5 protein-coding genes, 1 tRNA gene and 1 pseudogene are annotated in these 4,741 nt (G+C 63.0%); 4 read left to right on the top strand and 3 right to left on the bottom strand.

Annotation, left to right across the window (positions count from 1 at the left end):
• The coding region (locus VKP01_RS13200) for a branched-chain amino acid ABC transporter substrate-binding protein (protein WP_324413017.1) at nt 1-645 on the top strand (645 nt) is incomplete at its 5' end.
• A gap of 89 nt (nt 646-734) precedes the next feature.
• Here the strand turns inward: VKP01_RS13200 and VKP01_RS13195 are convergent.
• The 3 genes from VKP01_RS13195 to VKP01_RS13185 form a co-directional block, all read right to left on the bottom strand.
• Nucleotides 735-821, bottom strand: a tRNA-Leu gene (locus tag VKP01_RS13195).
• A 116-nt stretch (nt 822-937) separates the two neighbouring features.
• On the bottom strand, nt 938-1,507 hold the full coding sequence (locus tag VKP01_RS13190; protein WP_324413015.1) for a hypothetical protein: 570 nt from the start codon (nt 1,505-1,507) through the stop codon (nt 938-940).
• A gap of 692 nt (nt 1,508-2,199) precedes the next feature.
• Complete coding sequence (locus VKP01_RS13185) at nt 2,200-3,210, bottom strand: polyprenyl synthetase family protein (protein ID WP_324413013.1); 1,011 nt, start codon at nt 3,208-3,210, stop codon at nt 2,200-2,202.
• 268 nt (nt 3,211-3,478) lie between these two features.
• Between VKP01_RS13185 and VKP01_RS13180 the strand changes: the two genes are divergently transcribed.
• The 3 genes and pseudogenes from VKP01_RS13180 to VKP01_RS13170 all read left to right on the top strand — a co-directional run.
• A complete protein-coding gene (locus VKP01_RS13180; protein WP_324413011.1) occupies nt 3,479-3,706 on the top strand; it encodes a DUF2007 domain-containing protein in 228 nt (75 codons plus the stop codon).
• An 11-nt stretch (nt 3,707-3,717) separates the two neighbouring features.
• Entirely contained in the window at nt 3,718-4,476 is a 759-nt protein-coding gene (locus VKP01_RS13175) for a tRNA1(Val) (adenine(37)-N6)-methyltransferase (RefSeq protein ID WP_324413009.1), read from the top strand.
• 1 nt (nt 4,477) lies between these two features.
• A pseudogene (locus VKP01_RS13170) lies at nt 4,478-4,741 on the top strand (hypothetical protein); the annotation flags it as partial.

Raw genomic sequence — 4,741 nt, 5'->3', positions numbered from 1 at the left:
CGCCGGGTTGCCGTCGTGCATGACAAATCCGCCTTCGGCAAGGGCCTGGCCGACCGCACGCGGCAAGTCATGAACGATCTGGGCCTCGACGATACGCTCTATACCGGGATCGATACGGGCGAATCGGGCTATGGCGCACTGATCCGCAGCATGGTGGAGGCGCGGATCAATGCAGTCTATTTCGGCGGCATGGCCGAGGAGGCGGGAATCATCTTGCGCCAGATGCGTCAGGCCGGCCTCGGGGCAACCTTCGTCACGGGTGAGGGGGCGATCTCGCCGCAATTTACCGAGAGCGCGGGCGATGCTGCGGAAGGCGCGCTGATGACTGCGGCGCTGCCGCGTGATTCCTACGACCGCCCCCTGCAGGAATCGCTCGATGCGACGGGCCTCGACGGCGGGCGCACGGCGCTGATGAGCTTCGTCGCCTTGCGGGTTCTGGAGGAGGCGCGCGACCATGTGCCGGAACTGGAGGCTCAGGCCGTCGCGCAATATCTGCGCAGCGGTGCCATGCTGATGACGGAGATCGGCCCCGTCGCCTTCGACGCACAGGGCGATGCGAGTCTGGGCGAATACGGGCTTTTTGCCTGGCGTTCGGAGCCGGGGCGCGATTTCATCGATTACGAGGGTAATCTCGTCGCGCGCTGAGGGCGCCAATCTACTGGATTATCGCTGAAATGGAGCGCCCGGTTTACGGGCAGCCGGTCCGGCTTTGCATGAGCCCGGATCCGTTTCGATGGTGCGGCCGAGAGGATTTGAACCTCCACCCCCTTTCGAGGACTAGCACCTCAAGCTAGCGCGTCTACCGATTCCGCCACGGCCGCAACGCAGCCCCGTTTTCCCGGGGCGCGGCGGAGCAATTAGCAGATCGATTTGCCCCCCACAAGGGGTATTGTCGGTTTGGGGAAAAATAGAGGCGTGGGTAGTGATAAGCGGTGGGTCAGGCGTTCACCACGGCGGCCACATCGCGCAGGACAGGCAGATCTGGCGGCGCCTCATGCTGCAACAGCTTTTCCTCGATCTCGCCTATGATGGCCTTGATCAGATCGCTCTTCTTCAGTTTCGTCGTCTGCATCAACTGGTGCAGGCGCGCATCGGTGGCCGGCGTGATCTTGCAGGAAAGCCGTTTACGCGGGACAGGCACGGGGCTTGGGGATTTGCGCGCCGAAGCGGTGCGTCTGGTTTTCTCGGCCAATCTTTGCGGCGCCTGCGGGTCATCTTCGAGGCGCTTGAGGAAATGAGCGATCAGTGGTTTGCGAAACCGCGCGGTCGCTGCCGAATCGATGCGCAGGGCGGCAAGGTCAAGTACCTGCAGATCGCGCGCCGATAGCGAGACTTCGAGCGTTACCTCCGCCGCCTCACGCGCCCGCCGGATCGCCGGCGTTGATTGCGCAGGTATGGCGACGACGGTATCACAGATATTGCAGACCGCGACGAGGATATCCTTGACGATCCCTTCCCCGTCATCGAAGGGCACGTCGCGATACCGGAACGTGGTCGTCACGAGCATCTGGCATTGCGCACAGATCGCTTTTGACTTTTCACCTGCTTCATAAAATTTCATGATGGATCTCACTTGTGAACGCTGATGAAAACCGTGTCAGGGTCATCGATAAAATAGAATTTCACATACTATTAATTGTGGTTGACGATATGAAATTCGGTATTCGAATCAGCATGATGCGGTGAAGCAACATGATCGTTGCCATTGCTTCGAAGCAGAACCGCTTTCAGCTCCTGTGCCCAGATCTGCCCCGTCAGGAGCAGATTTTTCGTATCAATCCCTTCGCGTGATTCATGCTGGTACTGTCCGGTATCAAGAGCTGCGATGACGCGCCGCTCGCCTCAGTGAACCCTGATCCCTTCATTGTACGAATATCCTCGTAATGTCAATTTTGACCCTGCCCCTTGGTGCAAGCTGTCTCTTTCGGCAATAAAAAATTGTATTTTTGTAATAAACCAACGCTGGGACAGATGTCGTCTGGCCTGTGAGGACTCATCGCTACCTGGGTGAGCGTGGTGACAGATTTCCGATATCAGCCATGCTGCGGCTTCAAAACAGCAACCGGATCATGCATGCGAAGACCGGATCTGCCATGATCCGTCCTGACGCTGCCGGTGGGACGGCGAGATCATTCTCTCAGGCCGCCCAATCAGAGAAAGCGGTATTATTGCAGGCTCGTACTCGGGGACGAAGCCCCCTCAATGCCCCCGCGACACGCAGAAATCCACCGTCTCGAGCAATGCGTCCTTCATCTCGCCCTGGGGGAAGATGGCGAGGGCGTCGCGGGCCATGGCGCCGTAGTGGCGGGCGCGTTCGACCGTGTCTTCGAGGGCACCGCATGCCTTCATGATGGCGACCGCGTGTTCGACATCACCATCGCGGATATCACCTTCCTCGAGGGTGCGACGGAAGAAGGCGCGGTCTTCGTCGCTGCCGCGCCGGAAGGAGAGGACGACGGGCAGGGTGATCTTGCCCTCGCGGAAATCGTCGCCGGTATTCTTGCCCAGATTGGCCGCGCCGCCGCCGTAATCAAGGGCGTCGTCGATGAGCTGGAAGGCGATGCCGAGATTCATGCCGTAGCTGCGGCAGGCGGCGATCTCCGCCTTGGGGCGCTCGGCGATGACGGGGCCGACCTCGCAAGCGGCGGCGAAGAGTTCGGCCGTCTTGCCGCGGATGATGGCGAGATACTCGTCCTCGTTCGTCTCGGTATTCTTGGCGGCGGCGAGCTGCATGACTTCGCCCTCGGCGATCAGGCAGGCGGCGGCGGAGAGAATTTCTAGCGCGCGCAGGCTGCCCACCTCGGCCATCATCCGGAAGGCCTGGCCGAGCAGGAAGTCGCCGACGAGCACGCTTGCCTCGTTGCCCCAGCGAATGCGTGCAGCAATCTTGCCGCGCCGCATGTCGCTCTCATCGACGACATCGTCGTGCAGAAGGGTGGCGGTGTGCATGAATTCGACAGCGGCCGCGAGCTTGACGTGGCCAGCGCCCTCATAGCCCGTGAGCTGCGCGGTGGCGAGCGTCAGCATGGGGCGCAGTCTTTTACCGCCTGACGAGATCAGGTGATTGGCAACTTCCGGGATCATGGTGACCTCGGAGCCGGTGCGCGACAGGATCATCGCGTTGACACGCTCCATATCAGCCCTGGTCAAGTCGACGAGACGCCCGATGCCGGGCTCGGCCTTGTCTTCGAAAGGTACGACGACGCCCACGCGCTCCATCCTTGTCTTCACGGGTATGCAATCCCGCTCGGGAGGTAGCGCGACCATGCCGCCTTTCCAACCCGTACATTCATCTCTAGACTACGACGCGATAGAATTCCGCGCGGTCAGCGCAAACTGCCACGCGGCGCCGGGAGAAGCAACGCGCGTGTGCGCCGCAGCGATCGCTGTCATATGAGCTGCCGGCAGCCTATCCTGCATCGCAGCTGCTGGAAAAATGGTCGCTCATGCGGCTCATTCTGCGGTCCATGGAGCTGAAATGGTCGAACTGATTCGCGCCAACGATCCCGTCCTGCTCTCTTTTGCCGAATCGCTGCTGGCCGATGCCGGGTTCAACGTGCTGCTCGTCGATACGCATATGAGCGTGCTCGAGGGCTCGATCGGGGCGATTGCGCGCCGGCTGCTGGTGGTGGAGGACGAGGCAGACGGCGCGCGCCGTCTGCTGCGTGAAGCCGGCCTCGCCGATGAATTGCGTGACCCGCCCTGATGAACCCGACCATGACGGCCCCCGATCCGGCTTCGTATTCGCATGACACGCTGTTTTCCGGGCGTATCCGCCTGATCCAGCGCGCGCGCGGCCACAGGGCCGGGACGGATGCCGTGCTGCTTGCCACCGCACTCGCCCCGCCGCGCGGGGAGCGGATTGCCGATTTCGGGGCGGGCAGCGGCGCGGTGGGGCTGATGGCGCTGCACGAGGCAACCGATTGCCGCCTCGTCATGATCGAGCGCGAGAAAGAACTCGCGGATCTGTGTCGGCTCAATGCGATCGCCAATGGCTGCGCTTCTCGCAATCTCGTCGTCTGCGCCGATCTCCTCGCCGGGCCTGCGCTTGATCATGCCAGCATGGACAGGGTCTACACCAATCCGCCTTTCTTCGAGCCGGACGAGGCGGAGGTTTCGCCGGAGCCGGGGCGGGCGCGGGCGCATGTCACCCTTGTGGGCGGTCACGCGCTCTGGCTCGGCGCCGCGATCCGCTGCCTGCGCCCGCGCGGTCACCTCGCGCTGATCCAGCGTGCCGACAAGCTCGATTCCTGCCTCGCGGCCCTGGTGCCCCGTATGGGCGCGATTGTGGTGACGCCGGTTCTGCCGCGCGCCGGGGCGCCGGCCACGCGGATCCTGATCACGGCGATCAAGGGCGCGCGCACGCCCTTGCGGATCAACCCGCCGCTCGTCCTGCATGGCGATGACGGGCGCTTTACGGCCAGGACCGAGGCGCTGCATCGCGGCGAGAGCGCGCATTTCGGATGGGCCGCCTGAGATGACGCCGCAGCCGCCAGCCGTCCGGCGCATTCGCCGCGCCTATCCGGGTGAGAGTGAAACGCTCTTTGCGATCTGGGAGGCGGCGGTGGCGGCGACGCATGATTTCATCGCGCCCGGCGATCGCGCCTTCTATGCCGAACTCGTGCGCGAGCGTTACCTGCCGCGCGCGCATGTCGCGGTGGCGACCGGTGCCGGGGATGTGCCGCTCGGTTTCATCGGCATGGCGGCGGACCATATCGAGGCCTTGTTCGTGCATCCCGAT

It is taken from the genome of Saliniramus sp., from assembly GCF_035311605.1.
Classification (GTDB): domain Bacteria; phylum Pseudomonadota; class Alphaproteobacteria; order Rhizobiales; family Beijerinckiaceae; genus Saliniramus.
Note: the sequence above shows the minus strand (reverse complement) of the source record. Positions and strands in the feature narration are given on the sequence as shown.

Coding starts and splice junctions, on each gene's coding strand:
- VKP01_RS13190 (WP_324413015.1), bottom strand. CDS start 1,507: ATGCTCGTGACGACCACGTTCCGGTATCGCGACGTGCCCTTCGATGAC.
- VKP01_RS13175 (WP_324413009.1), top strand. CDS start 3,718: ATGACGGCCCCCGATCCGGCTTCGTATTCGCATGACACGCTGTTTTCC.
- VKP01_RS13180 (WP_324413011.1), top strand. CDS start 3,479: ATGGTCGAACTGATTCGCGCCAACGATCCCGTCCTGCTCTCTTTTGCC.